Raw genomic sequence first — 22,670 nt, 5'->3', positions numbered from 1 at the left:
TATATCAAGGCGTATCTTCCAATGTCCAATGAATCGTCGTGCTATATTCCTTATTGGCACGCGCCGTTCCTGGACGAACATTTAACACTAACTCTGAAGCATCCGCCGTATTTAAATCAATCTCCGTCACACCATCTGAACCTGACGCATTCGAGAAAATCTCATTCGCTACACCATTTAGCGGGGTCATAATCACATTCCCATCTTGCTGATTTCTAACAAACAGACTGTTGATTAACTCCTCACCATCCACCGTTGCAAGCGGAGATTCCAGTTGCGCCGTTAATCTCCAATCAGTCCCTTCCGAACGCGTATCCTCAACCGTTAACTTCACATCATCTTGTGGCTTCAAAAACTGCTCGCGTGAACTAATAGCCGCCGTCCCAAATGAAATTTCCGGTGTCGCTGATTTAAACTGTAACATCCCAGCCAGAACTGTGACCGTAATCTCACGCTCTAACTCACCCAACGTCACTTTTACTTGATACTTTCCAGGTGTCGACGTAATCGCCTCAAATCCAGTTATTTGAACAAAAGTCATCACGCTCTCACCCGTTGGAATAAAGTACGCTTGCACATTTGCCATTTCTAAAACCATATCTTTCAATGCGGCCGGCGTCGCTGGCACGTCTGTTGTTGCTACCGTGAAATCATTCGCATGCAAGAAAAGATTTTCATCTTTGATAGAGCTATCATTTTGCACAAATACAGGAATCACAAACTCTGCAGCATTTCCAGCAGCATCCGTCAACATCACCGTCGCCGTCGTGTAGCCAATTTTAGAAACATCAGGTACTTCTGTAATCGCATAGCTAATATTATCATCGCCGTTTCCAGCGTTATCCGTCACATTTTCCACTAAGTTCTTCGGATTCGTCGTGAACTTATCGCCCAGCGTTGCAAACTGCCTGATCACATCCGCCGTCGGAGCCGTTGTATCCGAGACAGCTATCTGATTGGACGCAACACTCGTGTTTCCAGTACCATCCTTAGCCACCGCATAATACATTTTATTCGGAGTCAAAGGACGTTTTTCAGCAGGAATCGCTATCCCAAAATCCCCCGTTCCGTTCGTCACACCGCTCACAAACTCACTATCATCCTCCGCGTCATAAATCGTGACCGTCGTACCAGCCTCCGCTTGCCCACTAATCACCGCATCCACATCTTTAATCGCGGCCAAAATCGGTACCTCAGGAGCCGTACCATCGTGCACAACCGTCTGCGCCGAAGCATCCTTCCCGTTCAAGAAAGCATAAATCTGCACCGTATTCCCAGCCGTCAAAATCGTACCCGTAGGCAGCTCATAGCGATAGTTCCCGTCATTATCCGCAATCAAATGAAACTTCGTTGTCTTATCTTCTTCGTTCGGCGAATCTAGCGTCCCAACCGGAATCGCAGGATCACCAGAAAGTTGCACCATAGCACCCGGATTTGCCTTCCCAGTAATCACCCGGCTATTTTCACGCTCCTCATTATCACTCAAATTCCCAATCGTCACGTCTACATCCGGAATCCCTTCAAAAAGGACACGCTTGAAATTTTGTGTTCTAAAGTTTGTCGTAAAACTATTTTTTGTCGCCGCGTTTACCGATTGACCCGTTGCAGCCGTTACGTTCGCCGCGCTATATGTCACCTTCACTTGAAACATCGGATTCCAAAGAAAATTAGAATTATCATCCATGCCATCCGTCCAAGTCTTCGTATTCCAAGCCTGAATCGACTGAACATCTACATCCAAGTTCCCCGACATCCGCAACAAACGAGCCGTCGCAGCCGGATTCATATTATTAAACCTAATATCGACACGCTTCGCATTCGCAAATTGGAATTTTGAAGCCCCACGCAGATAAACCAAGTTCTTAGCCCCAGTACCATCCGAGCTGACATCAAACACACCATCTTTACCAATCAAAATCGTACCAGTCCCCGTACTAAAAACATCCTGCGTAGAAGTCCCAGTATCCGTCGCTTCCAACTTAAACTCCGCATTATCACTTACATTCAGAACTCCTGCACCATAAATATAAAACGGGCTACCATAATACATCGCGCCACGAGCCTTAATATCCACTTTTGCATTATTCGAAACACTAAACGTACCAGCATTCATCCAAATCCCGCCAACCGCTGTCCCAGCCGCCGGAACTGCATTATCCATCTTAAGCGTCGCGCCATTACGCACATTAATATTTCCATAACTAGTGATCCCTGAAACTGCACCATCCGCGACCGTAGCATTGGTTCCAGACGTATAAATATCCAAAACCGAGTTCTCCGCAATATCTACCGTTCCACCAGTATAAATATACATCGCACCACTAGATTCATTCGTTACCTTCACGTCCGCGCCTTTTAATATATTCATATCACCAACCGCAAACGTCGTCTGATTCGCAAGCGTCGTATAACTCACGCCATCAAAAGGACTCACATAACTATTCGTCTGCGCAAAAGAAGATTTTCCTGAAATTTTAGTTGTCGTTGCTGGAGCATGAATCGCTTGAGATCCACGGTAATTTACATTATTATAAACAATCGTGTTCGTCGCATTCGTTCCACCCGCTGAATTATCCGTATAAAAACCATAATAATTTTTCCCATACGTATTCAAATCATTAAATGTCACCACTTTTGGCAAAGAATACGTATCTGTCGGTGCATAAGACTGATTTCTAAAATCAATCGTGTGTCCATTCCCATTTATTGTAAACGAACGTTCCGGCATCCTTTGATAATACGCACCCGTATTCGTTGGACTCGCATCCGCCGCAGAAAACGCCGCATAATTAATATCCGCTAAAACGTTAATTGTCGCGATATCCTTATTCATCATGGCACTATGAAACTCCGTCAACGTGCTCACATTTGCCACACTTGGATCAATAACATCCATAAGAGTAACTATTTCATCCACAACTCTTGGCATCACTTTCGGGCTTGGTGGCGTCACTGTTTCACCTTTTTCTATTTTCGGTGTCACTTCCTCCACCTGTTCCGGCTCAATCGCAACCGTCACCACATTCGACTCCACTTCATTACCACTCGCATCATATCTCACAGCCTGCAACGCATAACTCTGCGCCTTTTCAGCCGTCAAAAGTAAATCATACACATGCTCCGTCGCTTCACTATTCCAAGTCACCTGAGCAATCCCAGACTCCTCATCAAAATCAAGCGTACCCGCATTTTTCGCAGCATTATGCTCCTGCGTCGCCGCTAAATCCAGAACCATCCCAACCGGAATCGCAATGGAAACAGCATTTACCGTCTCCTCATCACTCGGTGGATCATCCGAATAACTCAGCGCCGTCTCGTCTTTTACAGTCAAACTAAACTGGCGATTCTCCGTCTGTTTTGGCTTATCCACAACAAGTGATAACCCAGTCCCAGCCAAAACCCCAGTCGAAAACCACTGACCAAGCCCCGCACTATTTATCGGTCCAATCATCGTAATCGTAAAAATCAGAAGAATAACAAATGGCATCTTCATTCTTTTTTTCATCATATAAAAAACTCCTCTCGTATCTCGTAAAGGCACACGTCCATCTATCTAGCTACACCTCTATACTATATGCCAACACACGAAATAATAGCATTTTATCAAAAGTTTCTGTCACTCAGGAATAAATGATTCCATAAAAAAACTTATCCTGTAAACGCTAATTTACAAGATAAGCTCTCTTTCTATCAATCTACTCAATCCCCGCCAATTTATGCGTCTGAATACTAAGCGACCACTTATTCTCGCTACGCTCCGCATTCAATTTTCCAAGTTGGCTGATCGTTTCCAACATATTAAATCCGCCATCCACTTCACACGGCGACAAATAATACCGTTTCGCAGGAATCAACGCCTCTATCTGCGCGCAGAATTCCTGGATATCTCCGTCCACAACGATCCGAACTTCATCCGCACGCGATAAATGACGTTTTTCATACATTTTACTGTATAAGCGCTTCGGACTCGTTGCCACATAATCAATCTCAGCCGGCACTTCCTTCAAGCCATTCGTCTCAATCGCCAAATAATAACCTTCCGCCTTCAAAACTTGCAAAAGTTCCTCAATCCCGCGTTGAATCGTCGGCTCGCCACCAGTTATGACAATATTTCGCGCTGTATATTTATGCACCTCATCCAAAATCTGCTGACCCGTCATCATCTCAAATTCATTATAATTCGTATCACACCACGGGCAATCCAAGTTACACCGGCCAAACCGAATAAAAACGCTCGGCATCCCCGTATTATAACCCTCACCCTGCATCGTCTCAAAAATCTCTACAATCCGATACTCGTGGTCCATCATGATAGTTCACCTCTATACTCACAAAAGGAAGTCGGTGTCTCACCAAGTCGAATCGCGCAAACCGACAAGTACGGCGCTAACCAATCATGGATCACCACAGCCATCCCCTCCGCCGTCGTGCGACAAGGTAACGCGACCGTTTTGCGATCCATCTCCTGCAGTAATTTTGCAATACGACACTCGTTCTCATTTCCCTCAAAATAAGCAAAAGCATGGTCCAATTTTGCCGTCACATGCTCCTTCACGATTCGCTTAATATCACCGTAATCTAGCACCATCCCAGCCTTCGGACCATTCGCAATCAAGTCCCCAGCCACTTCCACCTGTAGCGTATACGTATGACCATGCAGATTATGACATTTCCCGTCATGCCCATCCAACATATGCGCCATATCGAACGTAAACTCCTTCGCAATCCTCATCATATCGCGCTTCCAGCCTTCGCTGCCAAGTACTCCTTCAAGCCCTGCTCCCGCAACAGACAGCTCGGACACTCGCCACATCCCCCGTCCACGCCCATATAACACGTATGCGTATGCTCCCGAACATAGTCCAGCCGTCCCAGCTCATCCGCCAGCGCCCACGTTTCCGCCTTCGTCAAATACATCAACGGCGTCTTCACCACAAACGGGAAATCCATCGCCAAGTTCAGCGTCACGTTCATCGATTTCACAAACACATCACGACAATCCGGATACCCACTAAAGTCCGTTTCACATACACCAATAATAATATCCGTAATGCCCTGCCCTTTCGCATACGTCCCCGCAAGCAACAAGAACAGCGCATTACGCCCATCTACAAACGTATTCGGATACTCCTCCGATTCCCCTTGCGAAATCTCCATCGAGTCATCCATCAACGCATTATTTGTCGTTTGTTTTATAACCGACGTATCAATCATTGTCTGCTTCACATTCAAATCCCGCACAATCCATTTCGCCTTCTCAAGCTCAATCGCGTGCCGCTGACCATAGAAAAACGTGATAACCTCCACGTTCTCTTTCCCATAATCCTGAATCGCTTGAAACAAACAAGTCGTCGAATCTTGCCCACCAGAAAAAACCACTAACGCTTTTTTATTTGTCATTTTCATTTCCTCCTACCGATTATCCACTTTTTCAGGGTACATATCATGATTCATTAAACGATGCATCGCAACTTCTTCCCAACGTGTGCCAGGTTTGCCATAATTCGCATACGGATCAATTGAAATTCCACCACGCGGCGTGAATTTCCCCCATACTTCAATGTATTTTGGCCCCATAAGCTCGATCAAATCCTTCATTATGATATTGATACAATCCTCATGAAAATCGCCATGGTTTCGGAAACTAAACAAATAAAGCTTCAGTGACTTACTTTCAACCATTTTTTCACCGGGCACATAGGAAATATAAATCGTCGCAAAGTCAGGCTGCCCAGTCATCGGACAAAGACTCGTAAACTCAGGGCAATTAAATTTCACAAAGTAATCATTATCTGGATGCTTATTCGGAAATGCTTCCAACACTTCCGGCGCGTAATCCATAGAATACTCCGTCCCCTGATTTCCTAAATGTGTGACACCAGCCAGTTCATCTTGGTTTCTCATATTTACTTCTCACTCCTTAGTTTTTTTACGTGGGATTATCACGAACCACGGAAACTTAAAACTTGTGCCTACATGATATAAATCGGCGGCAAGCACTCGCAATGAGCAAGTTAGATGGACTTCCAGTTCTCACGTACGCAAGTACGCTCCGCTTCCGGCTTCCATCTAACTTGCTCATTTCAAACGCTTTCGCTCAATTTGTGTGAAGCAAAATTTTTCGTCCTACCCCAAAGTTCAAAAGAGGTAACGCGTCTCATCCTACATCTCATCATGTTTAGCAACTCGTCTTAGCTTCTTTTAGAAATTAACACAGTTTTTGGAAATAGTCAAAGAAGGTGGCACTGATTATTCGTGTATTGACGCTTTTTTGTGCAGCTACAGCGCGTGATTGTCCCTTAATCATGAAGAATATGATATACTCCTGATTCATCGATTCTCGTCATTCTAGTAAGGTTATCTCCTTCTCATTCTGCTGAGAATACTCACTTAGAAAGAACCCACGTATCCATTGGATATAAAGATATCTCCAAAAGATACGAGGTGCTACACTCAAGCTATTGAACCGCCGTATACCGAACGGGTACGTACGGTATCCTCCTGCTCGATTTGGGGCCAACTGAAGTGTTTTGTTACATATGTAAATTAAAAAAACATCATTTTTAGCGTTCACGAACGAAAAATCGACGTTCACGACTAAATTGGTTAACATCTTTATTTATATGATAATGTTAACAGGTATATGACTCAAAGGGGAGAATGGAGGGAGTATCAAACAATTTGAATAAAACTAACTAATAAGGGAGAATTATATTCATGCAAAAGGCGAAAAAAGCTCAAATGATATTAATTAAAGTTTTATGTTGTGTAGCGATTTTGTGTGTCAGCTTTGTACCATTTTTTAATGAAACTGTAGAAGCTAAGGCGATTAACAGCCATACGTATAGCGATTACTTTAAGAAAGTTACATGGATTAAACGAAATGGCGTTTGGTCGCTAAGTGTTGAGCCAAAATCAACACTAACTAAAAATTATGGTAATGCTAATGTACAGGGCGCCCACGCTAGTCGCAGTTACAAACTGTTGGAGAATAAACATAAAAAAAAGCAAGTATTGGAAAAACAGCGGGTCAATGTCAAATCAATACTTATGTCATGTTCAATTTGCAGGGAGTATAAAATCGCCTTGGAATTTAGAACCATCAAGAAAAAAAATATAGTTATTCTCATACTGTTAAGAAAAAATGTAATCCTTGAGATGGAGAAGCAGAGTATGCTAAAATAACGTAACGATAAAAATTAGAGGTGTGATAATAAATGGTTTTTAACGATTTTAATACTATATTTATTTGCTTACTCGTTTTTCAATGTGGCTTATTAATTTTTTGTTTGGTAAAGAAGGCTGAGATAAATAAAACAATTGGTTTATTTATTACTGCGGTGAGTGTAAGTTTTCTCGCAATTGCTACATTGTTAATGTTTGCATCGGGCGGTATTATTGACGAGTATAATTTGGTTGGAAATAATATTGATTTCCCAATGTACATTGGAATTTTACTCCTAACAATTGTTAATTTAATTGTTGGAAGCCCATCTGTAAAAAAGCAAAAAAGCGTTCAAGCAGAAACTAAATTATAGGATTGGAAAAGCCCTCGAATTAATTTTCGAGGCTTTTTTTATTTTTTTACTTACCTGGTATACCTAATTTGTGCTCATCCCGAGCATAAGACAACTCAAAAAGGACTCCTATCGTGCTAGCCTAAGAGTCCTTTTTCTATGTATAATCGTCTACCCACGTTTATTTTTGTTCCCTCAAAAGTATGATAAATTATGATTTGATATGATAATATATTAAAAAGCAATACTCTAAATATATCAACACGGAAGGTGATCTTATGAATCTTAAGAAATTTATGAAATCTAACTGGTTCCTCATTCTGGGGTTAATCTTTTTTATCGCAATATTTTCTTACGTTTCCTTTACTAGCCAATTTTTTTATTATTTATTAGTGAGTGGCGCGGGTATGTTAACTTTCATATTAATGATGCTAATAGACTATTTAAAGAATAAAAAGAAGTATAGAAAAACTAGCTAAAATTTGGCTTTATAATAGATTAAAAAAGGCTTATCAACTATTCTTCCATCCCTAATAACAGCAATCGAGTAGGAGGAGCCGTTAGGCTCCGACCTCTCACACCACCGTACGTACGGATCCGTATACGGCGGTTCAATTTTACACTAGACATGTATGTTGCTATAATGCTCCGTTGCGGATAATAAACCAAATTTAGCGAGTCGTTGATTCGTGATTGTTGTTGTTAATATCCACGAATAAGCCACTCTAGCGTAGGATTTGCTGGTGTAGCTGTATTTGTAAGCTTCGTAATGACTCAGTCCAAGCTTCATTAAATTTTTCCGCCTGTTCCTAGGTGTCTTCCACTGTTTCCAGATACATATTCTTAAACGCACGCGTATATTCGCATCTAACTGTTTTAAACGTTTCTGCATCTTTCCGATTCTGAAATAGTTCACCCAGCCACGAAGAAGAGAATTAATTCTCTCTACTCGATATTTGGTAGATACTCCCCAAGCTCTCCTAGTAAGACGTTTCAGTTTAAATTTCAGTTCTTGTAAGGATGTCTGGTGTGGTCTCGCTTTGTATAGTCGGTCATTCCAGTCATAATAAAATCCGAAACCTAGAAACTTCGTTTCTTCATCTTCTGGCCTTCTGACTTTACTCTTTGTCACGTTGACGATAAGACCTAATTTTTCTTCGATAAATTGACTTACCGAGCGCATGACGCGTCGAGCCGCCATATCGCTTTTCACAAAAATAAGGCAATCATCCGCATATCTTACAAAACGTAAATCTCGACTTGCTAGTTCTTTGTCTAGCTCATTCAACATTACATTGCTAAGTAGCGGAGATAGATTTCCTCCTTGTGGAGTGCCAATAATCGTTTCTTGGTACTCATCCTGTATCATGACGCCACTTACTAGGAACTTTCTCACAAGTGATATAACATCCCCATCTTTGACCGTTCTCGCGACAATGTTCATGAGTCTGTCATGATGTACGGTATCAAAGAAACGCTCTAAATCGATGTCAACTAGCCATTCATACCCATCATTCATGTTCTCCAGTGATTGGAGGATAGCCATTTCTGCATAACGCTCGGGACGAAATCCGTAACTATTTTCATGAAACTGCTTATCGAAGATAGGTGTCAGAACTTGCGCAATCGCTTGCTGGATAAAGCGGTCTGTGACCGTAGGTATCCCCAACAATCGTACACCACCATTCGCTTTGGGAATCTCCACACGTTTGACTGGCTGTGGCTTGTATTCTCTTTGCTGTATCTGATGAATAAGTCTTTCCTTATGGAGGCTTAAATGTGCTTTTAGTGCGGTAATAGGCATATTATCTACACCTGCGGCTCCTTTGTTTTTCATGACTTGTTTATAAGCCCGATTTAGATTATCTGGATTTACTATTTGCGAAAGCAATGTTTGTTCATACATGTCTGTTATTCCTTCCCTTTCTCGTGAAATTAGTATCCACTTTCCTGCATCTTCTGCCAGTGGTCTTTTCTAGTTTCCAATAGCGAATATCCTAACGATAAAATTGTTCCACCCTTCGCTCTTTCTTCCTTTCGGAAGACGTCTTCACTACTATGGTTTCTGCTGACTTCTCACAATCCAGACTTATATCGCTATAAGCTTTTGGGACAGAGTCGTGAGACCTCCCCAGTTAAGATGCAAACTCTTTCTCTCCATCTATCCGCCACATTTACACCATACAATTTTCCTAGTAGTTATTGGACTTCGGCTTCTTTTGCAACCTTATCCTTGCATGGCGCCTTCTATGTGATTTCTGTTCGTCGGACCAGAGATTTGCCTTGAGCTTCCTTCAGATTCCACGTTGCCATGGACACCCTTGCTGTTGGCTAGGTGCTTACCACTACTCGGTCGCACACCCGTTAGAGTTTGCCCATGCTGGGCAAACAAAAACTAGGCACCACTTAGGATACCTAGTTTCGCGCCTATTCTCCTCTATACTAATCATCGCATCAAGATGAATTTAGGTGGGCTAGGCCCTGTAGTTTATCGACTTAGCACTGGACAGGTTCTTGTGAGTATTTTAGGATGCACAATAGTGTGCGCTAGATGACGAACAGCGCACACTTCTTTGTTATAATATCGATCCTAAAAACATCCCCGCAATGACCAGCGCCAAACCCACCGAATACGTCACCACTTGATACAAAATCACTTTTTCCCACTTTCGTTCCGCCGATAACTGCACACTTTCTAATTTAAACGTTGAAAAAGTCGTAAACGCTCCTAAAAATCCCGTCGTGAGCAGCAAATTCCAATCAAACGACAGCTGCAACTGCACGACAAATCCCAGCACAAACGCACCCGACAAATTAATAATCAACGTCGCAATCGGAAAGTCCCATTTTACACGCCTTTTTATCCAAGTCGACAGCCAGTACCGAGCATTTGCTCCAAAGAAAGCACCAATCGCAATGGAAATCACATCAAGCCACATCACAAATCGCCCTCCTTGACCGCTTCTCTTTTGCGCACGAATCGCCGTTCACCAAGCGTAAAACCAAGCCAAGCCAACAAGTTCCCGCCTAAAAAACTAAGTCCTAAATATGTAACCGCCAATATCGCTTCTCCCGACTCAAAAAGCCGTACCGTTTCCAAGCTAAACGTCGAAAAAGTCGTATATGCCCCTAAAAAGCCCGTTCCAATCGCAATCACCAAATCCGTATTCAAAATCGTCAACCGAAACAAATACGTCGTGAAAAACCCAAGCACCAAACACCCACTCAAATTCACAATCAACGTCCCAAGCGGAAAGTCAGCCCCCCAGAAAACACCGATTCCCATTCCAACAAAATACCGACACAGCGCTCCTGCCATTCCCGCAACGCCAATCATCAAAAACCGTTTCATCCGCTGAGCTCACCTCATTCCTGTTCACCCTGATAATATCATGACACACCAAAAAGAAGCAAACCATGCATCCACTGAAACATGGAATAAATCGCACGGCACTGCTACGATATTTCTGATATACTAGCCTTGTAGAGAAGTGAAAAGATGGTGGCCGACCTAATCGAAGGGTGGTGGTGCTTATGGAAATAGGTACTAAATCTGCAGAAAGGAAACGCCTAATGTCTGTTGCTGAAGCGATGACAGTTGCGCTCCAATTTGGTATGTTCATCATATCATTCTTGGGGTTCATACTTGTCCTCATCACAGCAATGAATAAAGACAAAAAATAACCATCTAACTCACTTTTTGGCGAGGAGATAGATGGCTATTATACACAATTTTTTAGCCATCGTCTTTTCAACGGCTCTACACTTGGAAGTCATGTTAGCGCATGGCTTCCTTTTCTACTTCATTCTAACACACACCCAAAAAATTTTCAATCCACGCAAAAAAACTCCCCATGAACGCGTCCACAAGGAGTTTTTCCACTATTTCATTTGTTTTCTAATTCCGTTAAACAGTAACAAACACGCAATTCCTTGGAAAATAAAGAACGCGCCGAGTATCAAAGCCACTGTTACTGCAACAATCGCTGAGCTAAACAACGAGATAATTGCAATTAAAGCACCGATAATACCGATAACCATGATGAAAATCCAGCCTTTTGAGCCTTTCACCGAGAATGCCATAATGATATTCAGAATTGCCGAAGCAAGTACCCAAATAACGAAAATAAGCACGATGAACTTTTCACCAATATTATTGTTAATCAGAATAATTAAACCTGCTAAGAACGATAACGCCCCATCCAAAAGGATCCAGTTCGAGATTTTTTAAAACCTTCCGACCTTTGAAATAAGAAATAATCTCGTTCAGACCGTTTAGTAATAATACAATTCCAATTACGAATGTGAAAGCCGCAAGCGACGTACTTGGATTAAATACAAACCAAAGTCCCAGCCCAATCATTACAAGTCCCATTACTAAAATAAAATACAAATAAAATTTACGCATGATTCCATTCCTCCCCTGATAGTATTGCAAAACCTTTGCTTTACTACTATACCCTAAGAATCACCGTTAAATCTACTTTTAAGCCAAACAATTTTTGCTCGAAAACAGAAAAAGCCAAGTAATCAAAAGACTACTCAGCTTGTTTTAATTACTTAGTACCTAGAAAAGGACCATACGTGTTGGCAAACGCATTATTATACGAAACGCCTGCACTGCTCTTACCAGCATCCCAGTTCGCGGACCAAGTCATGATCCCTTTAAGCGGAGTTCCCGCATTTTTCAACATATTAAAGGCATCGAAAACGTTTTGCGGATTAACCACATAACCGGTTGCCGCTGCATCGTTATTCGTCGGTAAACCAATAACTAGCTTGTCAGCCGGAATTTGTAGATAACCACGCGTACCATGAATTAACGAATCCGCCATGTAATAAATGAACTCTTTTTTCAGCGTATCATTGTTTTGCGCAATCCATTGGCTCGTTTCGTCAACCCAGACACCATCGCCACCTTGGTTGTAAAATTGAGGCGCGATATAGTCATAGTAACCACTTAGCGACGTAATATAGCTTTGATACGCAGCACCCGGTTTCAAATATGGGAATTCTGGAGCCATCGTAATCAGAAAGTTCTTACCTTCTGCGGCATAGTGATTTTTCACAATTTTAAGCGCCGCAGGAATCACCGTTTGGTTGTTTCCAGCCGTAATCGCGGTTTGCTCCAAATCAATATCTAATCCATCAAAACCATATGTTTCTACTTGGCGAATAATTTCATTAGCAAACGCTTGCTCGTCACCAGTTTGCAGTTGCACATGTCCATCCGCACCACCAAGCGCAAGCAACACGCTGCGTCCTTGTTTATTTAAAGCTCCAACTTGTGCGCGGAACTCGCTATCCGTTAACCCAACTGGCTTGAACGTCGGAATCCGATTGACGCCATCGCCCTTCATGAAGGAGACTGGAACCACATTATACGCCGCATTTACATCTTTTAACGCAATATCAGCCGAAGTCCCTTGCTTATAACCATCTTTTCCTGTGGATTTCCAACTATGCCAATAACCGACTAGAACCTGTTTGCCTTGAATGCTAGGCATTGGTGTTGCATCATCAACCGCAGCATGAGCCTGTGTTCCTCCCGTTAAAGAAACCCCAACTGCCACCGCCGCTGTCAAAACTCCGCCTGCTACCCATTTCTTCGTGTTCTTCCAATCTACCATTAGTAAATCCCCCTCATTGTTTACGCTTTCAATAAGCGTTTTTTTGCATTTTGTCATAATCCCTGACACTAAGCAAGTACCCTTGCCCTTTAGGAGTAAACCTCGGAAATAATTGGTTCAAACTATAAGGGGTCTATACCAATTTGGTAGATTTGATGGTCTTGTCAACGCTTTCACGACTGTCCGATTTGTTTAAATTCTAACAAAAATAAAATTGGGCTTTTTTTGAAATCAGACTTTTAGACAAATAAAAAAGAAGCCAGACGCATCCAGCTTCCTCAAGTGCAAACCGAAGTAATACACCGCAATTCATAGTTTTAAAGAGCATCAATATCTCTTTGTTCCCTCGCCTTAAGAAACGTGACAAACTTGGCGATATACTTGAATAATACATAGCCAAGCAACGCCCCAAATGTGTTACAAATAAGATCATCCACATCAAATGAGCGGTAGTTAAAGCCCAAAATTAAATTGATAGCCTCTTGAGTTAACTCGATAGTCAAGGAAAACAAAAATGAAATAAAGATAATTTTTTTTAAATCCGAATCCTGGCAGAATAATTGGCAGATAAAATCCAAACGGGAAAAATAAAGCTATGTTCGCCACTGGTTGATAAAAAGCACCCAGTACACCAACATAATCTATATCACCCATTGCGTCAATCCACGTCCTAAATGGAATCATATTATTAGACACGCCCTGCTTATATTTAATCATATCCAATATATATTCTTTTTGTACCGGTAACGGAAAAATAACGAGACAAATAGCTGTCATAATATAAAGTGCAAAAAATGAAATCATCATAAGTTCCCGATTTGTTTTTTTTATTTACTGTCTTCTTGTAAATAATTAGAGTACAGATGAATGTAACAATCATAATTAACAATGGAAAAATAAATTTCAACATAAGCTTCAGTAGCTAAAACTAGCTTTTCCACTAATATATTTACCATTTTGATTCTTCCAAAACTCTGCACAATAAGATTTGCCTTTAGTTACAGAATACGAAAACTTTTTATTCCCTGTTGGAGAAAAATAAGTTCCACCTTTGTAGATATCATTTAAAATTACTCGATGTTCAAATAATTTCACACTAAACGAACTATCTTTACCCCAATTACTCACACTCACACTTCCTGATAAGGTCCCTTTTGTCGCATTCATCTTACCGTTAACTGCGACCATATGCTTAAAATCATACGATACATTATTAACAGCCGCATAAGCTGTCAGCGGGACAAGTATACCCATAGAAAACACAACTGCAACGATACAATACTTCAAATTTTTAACCATTCCAAACAACTCCTTTTTCGTATAATCAAACAATACCACACATTATGTGTCGAATCAATTTAGATTTCCAACTCTATATGTCAAAAAGAACCGTTTTCCACCCTAGCACAAGCTAACATGGAAAACGGCTCTTTTCAAATTACAACTCTTTCCCGTTTGTCTCAATCACTTTCTTATACCAATAAAAACTATCTTTCGGAATCCGCGTCATCGGTGCATCGTCGGAAATATCACGATCGACATACACGAAACCGTAACGTTTTTGATAGCCGTTCAGCCAGCTCAGAAGATCCGTGAACGACCATGTGCAATAGCCGAGCATATCAACACCATCATCGATTGCCGCTTGAATAGCACTCACGTGTGAGCTCAAATAATCAATCCGATACGCATCATGCACTTCGCCATCCTCCAACTTATCAAACGCACCCAAGCCATTTTCTGTAATCAAAATTGGTAACTGGTAACGGCTATTAATCCGACGAAGCGCGATGTGGAGCCCATCAGGATCAATCGTCCAATCCCAGTCCGTAGTTTTCACATAAGGATTCTTCACTTTCTTATACAGACCTGGAATCCCAGTCTCCTCCGCCGTTCCTTTTTTACCAGTCGTGTTGAACGTATTGCTTTGACCGACACCATCCAGTGGATTATGAGCGGCCGTCGCCGATTGGTAATAGTTTAAGCCCATGAAATCAGGTTTCGCAGACGCAAGTAATTCCATATCACCAGGCTCAATCGTTGGCGCCAAATCGTTCTCTTCCAAGTAACGCCAAACCGCTTTTGGATACACGCCCCACGCATACATATCCATCCAAAAATAGCCGTTCAACTCTTCCGCATTTTCCGCAGCAAGCACGTTTTTCGGATCCGTATCAACTGGATAAAATGGTGTATATGCAAAACTCGGTCCAATTTTTCCATCCTTCACGATTTCATGGAACGCGTTGATAACACTAGCATTCGCCAAGTTCGCAATATGGTTCACCTGATACATCCTCTTGTCGTCCGTCACTTTCGGCGGATGAAGCGCCATCGAATAACCAAGCGACACAAAAATATTCTGCTCGTTCAAGGAAACCCAATACTTCACACGATCACCGTAACGCTTAAACAACGCCACCGAATAATTCGTGAAATCCTCCACCACTTGGCGCGATTCCCAGCCACCGTACTCATCCATCAACGCCTGCGGAATATCCCAATGATAAAGCGTCACAAGCGGCTCGATATCATACTTCAACAACTCATCGATAAGATCATCATAGAACTTCAATCCAGCCTCATTCACCTCCCCCTTACCAGTCGGGAAAATACGGCTCCAAGCAATCGAAAAACGGTACGCTTTCAAACCAGCATCCGCCATCAACTTCACGTCTTCCTTATAACGATGATAATGATCCACCGCCACATCACCATTCGTACCCTCATATGTCGTACCAGGAATCTTCACAAAATTGTCCCAAACAGAAGGCCCTTTGCCATCCGCGTCCCACGCACCCTCAATTTGATACGCTGCTGATGCCGAACCCCATAAAAAATCTTTCGGAAAAGCCGTATGTTGTTTATGCTCCATTATTAAAACCTCCATTTAGGTAAAATATATTCTTCTTCATTTTAAAGTATATTCTTTTAAATTGGTAGCAGAATGATTAATATTTCCCGGGAAATAATGAAAAACCCGTGCAGATTTGCAACCGGGTTTCACATTTTATGCTTTCACATCATCATATTTTTCAGGCTTACGCTCAAACTCAGCTTTCGCAAATGGGCATGTCGGCGTAATTTTCTTACCTTCCGCGCGCATTGTTTCTGCCACTTTCTCCACTAGCTTCGACGCAATCCCTTGACCACGAAGACTCTCATCAACGAAAGTGTGATCCAAAATAACAAGCGAATCCCCACTAGGAACCCACGTTACTTCCGCAATCAATTTTCCGTCCGCATCTTCCTTAAAAAAAACGATTTTCACCTTTCACAAATTCCATCATCATAACCTCCTATTTCACTTGATACTTCAGAGCACCACTCGGACAACGTTGTATGACTTCTTGAACCTTCTCAGGTGTTGCATTATCAGGAACTATCCACGGTTTACGACTCGTATCAAACACAGCAGGGTCACCCTTCACACATTCCGCTGCATGTTCACAAATCGCCGTATTAAAATAAACATCGATCTTTTCGCCTCGGTACTCACGATAACCCTTCTCTATCCAATCACTCATCAGCCGCACCTATCCTTCTAAAACATATTTATTAATCGCATGCGCCACGCCACTCTCTTCATTAGAAAGTGTGATAAAATCAGCCATCGCTTTAATTTTATCAATCGCATTTTCCATTGCAACGCCAACACCTGCGTATTCAATCATCGTCGAATCGTTTTCTTGATCACCGATACACATGACCTCACTCTGCTTAATTCCAAGCTTCTGTGCCAAACCATGAACCGCATTTCCCTTGCTTGCCTCAGGATTCAGAACCTCCAAGAAGAAAGGTGAACTCCGAACCAAGTTATACTTCTCGCCAAAGCTCGCTGGAATTTTCGCAATAGCTGGTGCTAAAATTTCTTCCTCATCAATAAACATCGCCTTGGAAACCATAATGTCCTCAGCAACCTCATTCATCGGCGTGTAAAACAACGGTGTATTCGTCAAATAAGACTCATAAACCGTGTACTTGCCAACATCACGATTCGGCGTATATAGATTACTCATATCATTGAAATGCATATGCAAACCAAGTTCGCGACTCATTTCATAAATATCCATAATGTTCGCATGATCGAGCGTCAAATGCGAAATAACTTCTTTTGTAAACGTATCTTGCACCATCGCACCGTTGAACGTAATCACGTAGTCACCTTCACGCTTTAACTCCAAGTCCGACAAATATTGCTGCACACCAGTAATTGGACGTCCAGTACACAAGACAATTTTGACACCTTTGGCCTTCGCTTTATGAATCGCGGCGTGAACCTCAGGCGTAATCTCATGTTTATCGTTGAGTAATGTTCCATCTATATCGATTGCTACTAGTTTTATCATTCATCTAAACTCCTTCAACTATACCCTCAAGATGAGCGGTATCATTTGCCGTAACTACGCGAAACTCGCCGTTTTCATAATCTACAACCGTGACACTCGTATTCAAAATATGCGGTGTTTCCGTACGATGCGTCTGTAAATCAGCCCCCTGCAAAGCAACGAATATCAATACCCGCAAAGCCATTCCGTGTGAAACGACCAAAATATTGCCCTCCGGTTGTTCCTCCAAAATCTGCTCCACCGCTTGCTTGGTGCGTTCCTTCACTTGATAGTAAGTCTCACCCTTGCTCACATTCGCCTCATACGTTGCCGGATTATCCAGCATCATCGCGTACTCTTCCCCATAATTCTCCGTAATATCGACAAAACGTTCGCCTTCCCAAATCCCAAAACTCATTTCGCGAAGGCCATCAAGCGTTTTTTACATCTATGTCTCGATCACCAATAATATACCCAGCTGTGTCTACCGTTCGCTTACTTGGGCTAGAATAAACAGCCGTAAAGTCCACATCTCGCAATGCTTCCCCAGTTGCAATCGCACCATTAATACCTTCTTCAATCAATGGCGAATCGCCCCAACCCTGCATTCTTCTAGCCAAGTTCCATTCCGTTTTACCATGACGTACAAAATAAAAAGTGCGTTTACCCAAAATATTGCCTCCTCATAATTAACTCTCCACTAAAATTGTACCACTGTTTCACGGAAAGTTAAATGAAGTTTCGCACTTTCAACCAATTCTCACATAGTTCCGGCCAGATTCTAGCTTCCTGATTATCCTTTGCCATCCCAAGCCCGTGCCTGCCCTGCTCAAATGTATGAACCGAGTGCGGAACATTATGCCTTCTAAGCGCCGCAGCAAAAATAAAACTATTGTCCACTGGCACCGCCTGATCCTCTTCCGTGTGCCACAAAAAGGTCGGTGGCGTGTGATTCGTCACGTGTAACTCATTAGAAAGTTCCAAAATCTGCTGCTTCGTCGGGGTTTCTCCCAGCAAATTATGCAAACTACCTTTGTGCGTCTGCGCTCGCATCGTGATCACTGGATACGCCAATATCAACACATCTGGTCGCGTACTATACTGATGCATCGGATCCTCTGCGTCAGGCTGCCCGTCCTCGACATGCGTCGCCAAAGTCGAAGCCAAATGTCCGCCAGCCGAAAAACCAATCGCGCCAATCCGGTTTGGATCAACGCCCCACTCTTCCGCACGATGCCGTACCATTCGAATCGCCCATTTTGCATCCTCTAAGGGAACTGGATGTTGGTGAGGTGCAACTCGATAATTCACAATAAATGCTGCAATCCCAATGCTGTTCAACCACTCTGCGACAGGCTTACCCTCACGCTCCGTCCGATTTCCATAGCCGCCACCTTGAAAAATCAACATTGCCGGAACATCATGCTTACTAGATACTAAAAATCGCTCTAAATTCGGACAATCCTTGTTGGCTATGCTTCATACCTGTTTTCCGTCATAATGCTTTCACCGCCTATTATTATGTTACCTCTATCATAATAGAAATAGTTGCTTTTTACCATTATTACTTATCACTATCAAGCTCCGTCAAATGTGCCTCAATATCTGCTCGACGCACTTCTAATGCGGGTGGCAACTCCACATACGTGCCGTGCTCCTTCGAAAAATCCGTCTTAAAGCCTGGTCCATCTGTCGCAAGCTCAATCAAAATCCCATTTTCCTCTCTGAAATAAAATGAGTGGAAATAATGTCGATCCACAAAACCAGAATTCGGATATCCTAAATCCTGAATATACGTCATCCATTCACGCAACTCATCGTCATCTGCCACACGAAATGCCACATGATGCACACTGCCAATTCCCTCAACAGCATGCGGATCTTTGAAATTAGCCTCCAACTGAACCTCCGCGCCCGAGCCACCTTCACCAACTTGGAATACAGTAACTAGGCGCTCATCGTCCTCATACGCACCAACCCGATGGAATCCTAGAATCTTCGTCAATACACGATCCGTTTTCTCTTTTTTCAATGTCGAGAATAAAACCGGCCCAAGCCCAGTAATCGCAAATTCAACAGGAACCGGACTATCCTGCCACGGATTCCCTCCAGCAACGCCTTTATTACGTTGGTCAGAAATAAGTTGAATCCTTAGTCCATCCACATCTTCAAAGTCCAAAACCTTGCGATCAAACTGCTCATAAACACCATCATGTTTCACGTGAAACAATGTTAAACGCTCTTCCCAGTAAGCCAGTGCCACATCATTTGGCACGCGTAGCCCCATTCGTGCAATCGAATTATATCCCTTACTTCCACGATTCGCTCGCGGAATTTCAAAAAAAGTAACCGTTGTGCCCGGATTTCCAATCTCATCCGCATAATACAAATGATACGTATATGGATCATCTTGATTCACCGTTTTCTTCACCAATCGTAATCCCAAAACCTTCGTATAAAAATCAAAATTAGCCCGTGCATTCTCCGTTATAATCGAAATATGATGTATTCCTCTCAATTCCATTTCGCCACTCCTCACTAATCATCTAATTTTTTAAGCAAAGCAAGTAATTGTTTCTGTTCCTCACGTGTTAACTTGTCGAATTGCTCCTGCTGAAATGCCTCTTGCATTGGAACGTTCTCCATATAACACGCCTTGCCCTGCTCCGTTAACGCAATGTATTTCTCCTTGCCTTGTTTCCGTCTACAAATCAAACCCTGCTCTTCCAATTTCACAAGCAATTGCGTGATATTTCCTTTTGTCACCACAAGCCTGTCTGCCAGCGATTTCTGTGTGCTCTCATCTTCCAAACCAATTTGAGCAATCACGTCAAACTGTGCCATCGAGAGATTCGCTTTTTTGAGATTTTGGTTGGTTAATTTAATATTGCGGTTATAAAATCTGCTGAGTCTAAACCAAAGCAATACGCCTAACCGTTGCTCTTTTTTCACCAAGGGAATCCCCTCCTCTTTATCAGTTTAGTTCTAAACTATAAAAAAAGCAACTATTTACTCTTTATCCACGATTCTCTCCAAATATGTAATGACGGACTCCGCACGTTTCGCATCCCAAACTCCGCACATAGCCCCATACCACATGCCATCCAATGCCACACTGAGCAAATCTGCGCGCACGACACCAATCTCGGGAGCCATTTTCTCCAGTTCTCGATTATACACATCGCGCCAAACCGCTGTTGCCTCTTCATTCGAAACGAGAACCTCCATCGAAGCCGCGTGCACCTTAATCAACTCAGAATCATTTAATTGACGCAAATTCCCCTTCAAAAAAGCATGCACGTGACGCAAAGCATCATTTTCAGGTATTTTTTCGAATTCCTCAGCAATCGTTTGCTCATATTCATCCACTGTGAAATGCGTCAAAGCCATCATTAAATCTTGTTTGTTTTTAAAATGATAGAAGATGGCAGGTTTTGTGATGCCGACTTTTTCAGCGATTTTAGCCAAGCTTAGCTGATGAATACCATCTTCCTGAATTACCTGTATTGCTGCATCAATTAGTTCCTGTCTCTTCATTTCAAACCCTGCTTTCCGTTGCGCTATTACGTTTAATGTAACGCAAACGCCATCGTTAATCAAGGCAAAAAAGAGATTGGCCTCAAAACAAGCCAACCTCTTTTCCAATTTACGCTAAATCTTCACCATTTGTCTCAATCACTTTCTTATACCAGAAGAATGAATCTTTACGCGATCGTGCAAGCGTGCCATTTCCATCATCATCTTGATCCACATAAATGAAGCCATAACGTTTGGACATTTCACTGGTGGATGCGCTGATAAGATCGATTGGACCCCAGCTTGTATAGCCAATTAAATCAACGCCGTCCGCAATCGCTTCTGCCATCTGCTCGATATGTTGACGCAAATAATCAATACGGTATGGATCATGGATCGCGCCGTCCGCCTCAACCGTGTCATACGCGCCCAAACCATTTTCCACGATGAAAAGTGGCACTCTATAGCGATCATATAGCCCGTTCAGCGCCACACGCAAGCCCTTAGGATCGATTTGCCAGCCCCAATCAGAGCTTTCCAAGTATTCATTTTTCACGCCACCCATAAAGTTTCCGCCCGTTTGATCTCGGTTTGGATCTGCTGAAACGGATAACGTCATGTAATAACTAAACGACAAGTAGTCCACAGGATAATCTTTCAAAAGCTCCAAATCGCCGTTCTCCATTTTGATTGTAATGTCATTTTCCGCGAAGTAGCGTTTGATGAAGCCAGGATAGTAACCGCCAACTTGAACATCCGTGAAGAACAAGTTCATTTGATTTTGATGCTGAGCAAGCAAGATATCGTCCGGATTATTCGTCGCAGGATACGTTTCCATCCGCGCCAACATACAACCGATTTCGAAATCCGGATTAATCTCATGACCTAATTTGACAACCTTCGAACTCGCAACGAATTGATGGTGCGCCGCTTGGTAAGCAACTTCCAGCGGGTTCTCCACGCGATCCACGACCACGCCACCGCCAGTGTACGGGCTAATCGCGATGATATTAATCTCATTGAATGTCAGCCAATACTTCACTTTATCCTTGTAACGCGTCATCACCGTTTCCGCATAACGCACATAATGATCAATAACCTCGCGGCTCGCCCAACCATTGTATTTCTGCGTCAAACCAAGCGGCGTCTCATAATGCGATAACGTCACAAGCGGCTCAATACCATACTTCACCAACTCATCAATCACATTATCATAAAATTTCAAGCCAGCCTCATTCGGCGTTAAATCATCACCATTCGGGAAAATCCGCGCCCAATTAAACGACAAACGAAACGTCTTGAATCCCATTTCCGCAAACAACGCGATATCCTCTTTATAACGATGGTAAAAATCGACCCCATCACGCTTCGGAAAACGAGCCTTCGATTTCCCCGCCAAAATTTCCTCAATTTCAGCCGAAGTCACATCCAGCGCATGCCCATTCCCGCGCTCCTCTTTCGGAACAAATCTCACCATATCAGCCGTTGAAAGGCCTTTACCATCTAAATCAAAGCCGCCCTCAACCTGGTTCGCAGCCGTTGCGCCACCCCATAAAAATCCTTCTGGAAATTGCTTTTTGATCTCAGTCATTTGTTTATTCGCTCCTCTCGATCTTGTTTACATTTTTAGTATACAGCATGTAATGCATTACAGAGCAAGGGAAATGTGAACAGAACTT

At 42.6% G+C, this 22,670-nt stretch carries 22 protein-coding genes, 3 pseudogenes and 1 riboswitch; of the genes and pseudogenes, 3 read left to right on the top strand and 22 right to left on the bottom strand.

Going from position 1 to position 22,670, the window contains the following annotated elements:
• Positions 1–4: 4 nt before the first annotated feature.
• The 5 genes from PCORN_RS07645 to queF all read right to left on the bottom strand — a co-directional run bounded on the left by PCORN_RS07645 (position 5) and on the right by queF (position 5,904).
• Positions 5–3,508, bottom strand: coding sequence for a pectate lyase-like adhesive domain-containing protein (locus PCORN_RS07645; protein ID WP_036079088.1), 3,504 nt, complete (start codon positions 3,506–3,508; stop codon positions 5–7).
• Positions 3,509–3,695: 187 nt separating this feature from the next.
• Complete coding sequence (locus tag PCORN_RS07640) at positions 3,696–4,310, bottom strand: 7-carboxy-7-deazaguanine synthase QueE (protein WP_036079085.1); 615 nt, start codon at positions 4,308–4,310, stop codon at positions 3,696–3,698.
• A complete protein-coding gene (queD, locus tag PCORN_RS07635) occupies positions 4,307–4,735 on the bottom strand; it encodes a 6-carboxytetrahydropterin synthase QueD (protein ID WP_036079084.1) in 429 nt (142 codons plus the stop codon). The genes PCORN_RS07640 and queD overlap by 4 nt, the downstream gene beginning before the upstream one ends.
• Positions 4,732–5,400 (bottom strand): 7-cyano-7-deazaguanine synthase QueC, encoded by a 669-nt coding sequence (gene queC / locus PCORN_RS07630; protein WP_206537430.1) that lies wholly within the window; start codon positions 5,398–5,400, stop codon positions 4,732–4,734. The genes queD and queC overlap by 4 nt, the downstream gene beginning before the upstream one ends.
• A gap of 12 nt (positions 5,401–5,412) precedes the next feature.
• On the bottom strand, positions 5,413–5,904 hold the full coding sequence (gene queF / locus PCORN_RS07625; protein WP_036079078.1) for a preQ(1) synthase: 492 nt from the start codon (positions 5,902–5,904) through the stop codon (positions 5,413–5,415).
• Positions 5,905–5,914: 10 nt separating this feature from the next.
• Positions 5,915–5,959, bottom strand: a riboswitch (PreQ1 riboswitch).
• A 758-nt stretch (positions 5,960–6,717) separates the two neighbouring features.
• Here queF and PCORN_RS20220 point away from each other — a divergent pair.
• Together PCORN_RS20220 and PCORN_RS07615 are read left to right on the top strand one after the other, a co-directional pair.
• Entirely contained in the window at positions 6,718–7,185 is a 468-nt protein-coding gene (locus PCORN_RS20220; RefSeq protein WP_036079077.1) for a hypothetical protein, read from the top strand.
• 32 nt (positions 7,186–7,217) lie between these two features.
• The gene (locus PCORN_RS07615; RefSeq protein ID WP_036079074.1) at positions 7,218–7,538 is read left to right on the top strand and encodes a hypothetical protein; all 321 of its coding nucleotides are present in this window, start codon (positions 7,218–7,220) and stop codon (positions 7,536–7,538) included.
• A 601-nt stretch (positions 7,539–8,139) separates the two neighbouring features.
• On the opposite strand, the gene ltrA is transcribed toward PCORN_RS07615, so the two are convergent.
• From ltrA to crcB (PCORN_RS07595), 3 genes are all read right to left on the bottom strand, one after another.
• Entirely contained in the window at positions 8,140–9,423 is a 1,284-nt protein-coding gene (gene ltrA / locus PCORN_RS07605; RefSeq protein WP_036079070.1) for a group II intron reverse transcriptase/maturase, read from the bottom strand.
• Between the two features lie 670 nt (positions 9,424–10,093).
• Positions 10,094–10,456 carry a fluoride efflux transporter CrcB gene (gene crcB / locus PCORN_RS07600; protein WP_036079068.1) on the bottom strand — a complete coding sequence of 121 codons (363 nt, stop codon included), beginning with the start codon at positions 10,454–10,456 and terminating at the stop codon, positions 10,094–10,096.
• A complete protein-coding gene (crcB, locus tag PCORN_RS07595; protein WP_036079065.1) occupies positions 10,456–10,869 on the bottom strand; it encodes a fluoride efflux transporter CrcB in 414 nt (137 codons plus the stop codon). Before crcB (PCORN_RS07595) ends, crcB (PCORN_RS07600) begins: the two co-directional genes overlap by 1 nt.
• Before the next feature lie 182 nt (positions 10,870–11,051).
• Between crcB (PCORN_RS07595) and PCORN_RS18325 the strand changes: the two genes are divergently transcribed.
• Complete coding sequence (locus tag PCORN_RS18325; protein WP_077913823.1) at positions 11,052–11,201, top strand: putative holin-like toxin; 150 nt, start codon at positions 11,052–11,054, stop codon at positions 11,199–11,201.
• Between the two features lie 198 nt (positions 11,202–11,399).
• Here PCORN_RS18325 and PCORN_RS07590 read toward each other — a convergent pair.
• The 14 genes and pseudogenes from PCORN_RS07590 to PCORN_RS07525 all read right to left on the bottom strand — a co-directional run bounded on the left by PCORN_RS07590 (position 11,400) and on the right by PCORN_RS07525 (position 22,582).
• Positions 11,400–11,925, bottom strand: a pseudogene (locus PCORN_RS07590) (HdeD family acid-resistance protein).
• Between the two features lie 148 nt (positions 11,926–12,073).
• Positions 12,074–13,147, bottom strand: coding sequence for a chitinase (locus PCORN_RS07585; protein ID WP_036079062.1), 1,074 nt, complete (start codon positions 13,145–13,147; stop codon positions 12,074–12,076).
• A gap of 317 nt (positions 13,148–13,464) precedes the next feature.
• Positions 13,465–13,924, bottom strand: a pseudogene (locus tag PCORN_RS17235) (VanZ family protein).
• 138 nt (positions 13,925–14,062) lie between these two features.
• Positions 14,063–14,446 (bottom strand): hypothetical protein, encoded by a 384-nt coding sequence (locus PCORN_RS07575; protein ID WP_036079059.1) that lies wholly within the window; start codon positions 14,444–14,446, stop codon positions 14,063–14,065.
• A 139-nt stretch (positions 14,447–14,585) separates the two neighbouring features.
• A complete protein-coding gene (locus PCORN_RS07570; RefSeq protein ID WP_036079056.1) occupies positions 14,586–16,022 on the bottom strand; it encodes a glycoside hydrolase family 1 protein in 1,437 nt (478 codons plus the stop codon).
• A 135-nt stretch (positions 16,023–16,157) separates the two neighbouring features.
• A complete protein-coding gene (locus PCORN_RS07565) occupies positions 16,158–16,418 on the bottom strand; it encodes a GNAT family N-acetyltransferase (RefSeq protein WP_036079054.1) in 261 nt (86 codons plus the stop codon).
• A 28-nt stretch (positions 16,419–16,446) separates the two neighbouring features.
• Positions 16,447–16,674, bottom strand: coding sequence for a (4Fe-4S)-binding protein (locus PCORN_RS07560; RefSeq protein WP_036079052.1), 228 nt, complete (start codon positions 16,672–16,674; stop codon positions 16,447–16,449).
• Between the two features lie 9 nt (positions 16,675–16,683).
• Positions 16,684–17,496 carry a sugar-phosphatase gene (gene yidA, locus PCORN_RS07555; protein ID WP_036079050.1) on the bottom strand — a complete coding sequence of 271 codons (813 nt, stop codon included), beginning with the start codon at positions 17,494–17,496 and terminating at the stop codon, positions 16,684–16,686.
• Positions 17,497–17,500: 4 nt separating this feature from the next.
• Positions 17,501–18,083, bottom strand: a pseudogene (locus PCORN_RS07550) (histidine phosphatase family protein).
• A gap of 121 nt (positions 18,084–18,204) precedes the next feature.
• Entirely contained in the window at positions 18,205–18,951 is a 747-nt protein-coding gene (locus tag PCORN_RS07545) for an alpha/beta hydrolase fold domain-containing protein (protein ID WP_051999322.1), read from the bottom strand.
• A gap of 88 nt (positions 18,952–19,039) precedes the next feature.
• On the bottom strand, positions 19,040–19,999 hold the full coding sequence (locus PCORN_RS07540; RefSeq protein WP_036079048.1) for a ring-cleaving dioxygenase: 960 nt from the start codon (positions 19,997–19,999) through the stop codon (positions 19,040–19,042).
• 14 nt (positions 20,000–20,013) lie between these two features.
• Positions 20,014–20,430: a MarR family winged helix-turn-helix transcriptional regulator gene (locus PCORN_RS07535; protein WP_077913820.1), complete on the bottom strand. Its 417-nt coding sequence runs from the start codon at positions 20,428–20,430 to the stop codon at positions 20,014–20,016.
• Positions 20,431–20,484: 54 nt separating this feature from the next.
• Positions 20,485–21,012 carry a TetR/AcrR family transcriptional regulator gene (locus tag PCORN_RS07530; protein WP_149024288.1) on the bottom strand — a complete coding sequence of 176 codons (528 nt, stop codon included), beginning with the start codon at positions 21,010–21,012 and terminating at the stop codon, positions 20,485–20,487.
• A gap of 109 nt (positions 21,013–21,121) precedes the next feature.
• Positions 21,122–22,582 carry a glycoside hydrolase family 1 protein gene (locus PCORN_RS07525; RefSeq protein ID WP_036079043.1) on the bottom strand — a complete coding sequence of 487 codons (1,461 nt, stop codon included), beginning with the start codon at positions 22,580–22,582 and terminating at the stop codon, positions 21,122–21,124.
• Positions 22,583–22,670: the final 88 nt, after the last annotated feature.

It is taken from the genome of Listeria cornellensis FSL F6-0969 (assembly GCF_000525855.1).
Taxonomy (GTDB): Bacteria; Bacillota; Bacilli; order Lactobacillales; family Listeriaceae; genus Listeria_A; species Listeria_A cornellensis.
This window is presented reverse-complemented; position numbering and strand designations above follow the sequence as displayed.

Coding starts and splice junctions, on each gene's coding strand:
- queD (WP_036079084.1), bottom strand. CDS start 4,735: ATGATGAGGATTGCGAAGGAGTTTACGTTCGATATGGCGCATATGTTG.
- PCORN_RS07645 (WP_036079088.1), bottom strand. CDS start 3,508: ATGATGAAAAAAAGAATGAAGATGCCATTTGTTATTCTTCTGATTTTT.
- yidA (WP_036079050.1), bottom strand. CDS start 17,496: ATGATAAAACTAGTAGCAATCGATATAGATGGAACATTACTCAACGAT.
- PCORN_RS07560 (WP_036079052.1), bottom strand. CDS start 16,674: ATGAGTGATTGGATAGAGAAGGGTTATCGTGAGTACCGAGGCGAAAAG.
- PCORN_RS07540 (WP_036079048.1), bottom strand. CDS start 19,999: ATGGAATTGAGAGGAATACATCATATTTCGATTATAACGGAGAATGCA.
- ltrA (WP_036079070.1), bottom strand. CDS start 9,423: ATGTATGAACAAACATTGCTTTCGCAAATAGTAAATCCAGATAATCTA.
- crcB (WP_036079068.1), bottom strand. CDS start 10,456: ATGTGGCTTGATGTGATTTCCATTGCGATTGGTGCTTTCTTTGGAGCA.
- queF (WP_036079078.1), bottom strand. CDS start 5,904: ATGAGAAACCAAGATGAACTGGCTGGTGTCACACATTTAGGAAATCAG.
- PCORN_RS20220 (WP_036079077.1), top strand. CDS start 6,718: ATGCAAAAGGCGAAAAAAGCTCAAATGATATTAATTAAAGTTTTATGT.
- PCORN_RS07530 (WP_149024288.1), bottom strand. CDS start 21,012: ATGAAGAGACAGGAACTAATTGATGCAGCAATACAGGTAATTCAGGAA.
- PCORN_RS07585 (WP_036079062.1), bottom strand. CDS start 13,147: ATGGTAGATTGGAAGAACACGAAGAAATGGGTAGCAGGCGGAGTTTTG.
- PCORN_RS18325 (WP_077913823.1), top strand. CDS start 11,052: ATGGAAATAGGTACTAAATCTGCAGAAAGGAAACGCCTAATGTCTGTT.
- PCORN_RS07525 (WP_036079043.1), bottom strand. CDS start 22,582: ATGACTGAGATCAAAAAGCAATTTCCAGAAGGATTTTTATGGGGTGGC.
- crcB (WP_036079065.1), bottom strand. CDS start 10,869: ATGAAACGGTTTTTGATGATTGGCGTTGCGGGAATGGCAGGAGCGCTG.
- queC (WP_206537430.1), bottom strand. CDS start 5,400: ATGACAAATAAAAAAGCGTTAGTGGTTTTTTCTGGTGGGCAAGATTCG.
- PCORN_RS07575 (WP_036079059.1), bottom strand. CDS start 14,446: ATGGTTAAAAATTTGAAGTATTGTATCGTTGCAGTTGTGTTTTCTATG.
- PCORN_RS07640 (WP_036079085.1), bottom strand. CDS start 4,310: ATGATGGACCACGAGTATCGGATTGTAGAGATTTTTGAGACGATGCAG.
- PCORN_RS07570 (WP_036079056.1), bottom strand. CDS start 16,022: ATGGAGCATAAACAACATACGGCTTTTCCGAAAGATTTTTTATGGGGT.
- PCORN_RS07615 (WP_036079074.1), top strand. CDS start 7,218: ATGGTTTTTAACGATTTTAATACTATATTTATTTGCTTACTCGTTTTT.